Origin of the sequence: Citrobacter sp. wls827, assembly GCF_005280875.1 — a bacterium.
GTDB classification, from domain to species: Bacteria; Pseudomonadota; Gammaproteobacteria; order Enterobacterales; family Enterobacteriaceae; genus Citrobacter; species Citrobacter youngae.
In genome coordinates this window covers 126,417-128,161 of sequence record NZ_SZWR01000015.1, presented here as the reverse complement: position 1 = coordinate 128,161, position 1,745 = coordinate 126,417, and the positions used below count along the sequence as shown (strand labels likewise).

The 1,745-nt window shown below is 53.9% G+C and carries 1 protein-coding gene and 1 pseudogene; both read right to left on the bottom strand.

Going from position 1 to position 1,745, the window contains the following annotated elements:
• Positions 1-506 (bottom strand): annotated as a pseudogene (locus tag FDX03_RS23215) (shikimate 5-dehydrogenase); the annotation flags it as partial.
• Between the two features lies 1 nt (position 507).
• Complete coding sequence (gene sorE, locus FDX03_RS09985) at positions 508-1,731, bottom strand: L-sorbose 1-phosphate reductase (RefSeq protein ID WP_137345877.1); 1,224 nt, start codon at positions 1,729-1,731, stop codon at positions 508-510.
• Positions 1,732-1,745 lie beyond the last annotated feature (14 nt).

Genomic DNA, 1,745 nt, shown 5'->3' with positions numbered 1-1,745 from the left:
GGCTGCCACTGGAAACCGTACTGTTTTGCCAGCGTCGGGCCGCTCTCGCGATTGCGCGCGGCAATGATGACATCCGTAAACCCCGCATCGCGAAACGCGGCGATAACCGCTTTACCCATTCCACCGCTGCCGCGAATCATCACGCGTGCGCTGCTATTGAGCTGGTGGCTGGCAATCAGACTTTTTACCGCAATATAGTCGGTGTTAAATCCTGTCAGCGTACCGTTGTCATTGACGATGGTATTGACGGAATCAATGACGCTTGCGGAAGGATCGATGGCATCCAGAAACGACATGCAGCTCTCTTTAAACGGCATTGAGACCGCGCAACCGCGGATACCCAGCGCGCGAACGCCTTTCACTGCGTCCTCAATATCCTGCGTGGTAAAGGCTTTGTAGATAAAATTTAAACCTAATTTTTCATACAGATAGTTGTGAAAGCGAGTGCCGAAGTTGCCGGGTCGGCCGGCAAGCGACATGCACAACTGGGTGTCGCGGTTAATCATGTTAAATTTCCTCGGCGTGAGACAATATGTACTGTTCGGCTTCCTGCGACCAAATCCCCTCATGTCGTTCCAGGATGTCACGTAAGGCTGGATCATCAATCTGGGTGAGCGCGGTTAATGGTAAGGCTTTGCCGGTGTAAACCAGTTTTTTCCCGCCGCCGACTGTTGGCAGTTCCAGCGTGGTTTCACCTGCCGCATTCAGCCCCAGAATGTGCGTCACCACTTTTGCCGCCTGAACCTTCTTCTCTTCGATCAGTTTTACCGCCGTGCGCATGTCGTCGGTATTGCCGCCAGACGTCCCAACATAATGGGTGAAGGCGTAGTGTACGTCGTAGAAGTTAATCGGCGCGCTAAATTGCTTATCCTGCGGACCCGCAAAGAAGTTCATGCAGCCATCGGCAGCCAGCAGGGAAGAGGCCAGCGTAACCAGCTGTTCGTTGGGCACAAACACAAAGATGTCATCAAACCCGTGCCCGCCGCTCAGCGCCATTAAGGTGTCATAACTCGCATCCTGGGCGTGGAGATAATGGATCAACGTTTGTGGTTCTGATGGATAGTGCTTGCGGGCGTAGCTCAACTTGTCGTTATTGGTGTCGGTTACCACCAGCAGCGCCGGGTTAACCGGGCCATGCAGTGCATAGTCGATCGCCAGCAGTCCCATCGGCCCGGTGCCGCCGAGTATCAGTGTACGCCCCTGCGGACGAATGCCCATCTTGTGGTTATAAGTGCCTTCCTGCAGGTGATAGTTGGCGTTGAATGCGCCAATCACGCAGGATAGCGGCTCAACCAGCGAACCTTCAAAATAGGTTTCACCTTCGTAGGCCAACAGGCAGTCCTGCTCCATGACTTCATCAGGAATGATGACGTGGGTGGCTTCACCGCCCACCCACGGGAAGGAGTATCCCGGGCAGTCCGGGCGATCCGGCAGTTGCAGGTTAGCCTGAATGACATAGCGCTGGCCGGGTTGAAACTTATGCTGCCATTTTTTGCCTACGGCAATAATGTCGCCGCAAAACTCATGACCGATGATGATCGGGTTGGTGGCCACATCGTCCGGCACCTTTTTGTGGTTCTCGCCCTGGTTAGCCTCTTTCCAGGAAGAAAGGCACAGGCTGTCGGTTACGACTGAGGCCAGAATTTCATCGTCCTGCATTTCAGGAAGGTCGAAGGTTTCCAGGCGCAGATCGCGTTTACCATAAAGACGTAAAGCTGTTGTTGTTTGCATTGTTACCACCTCTT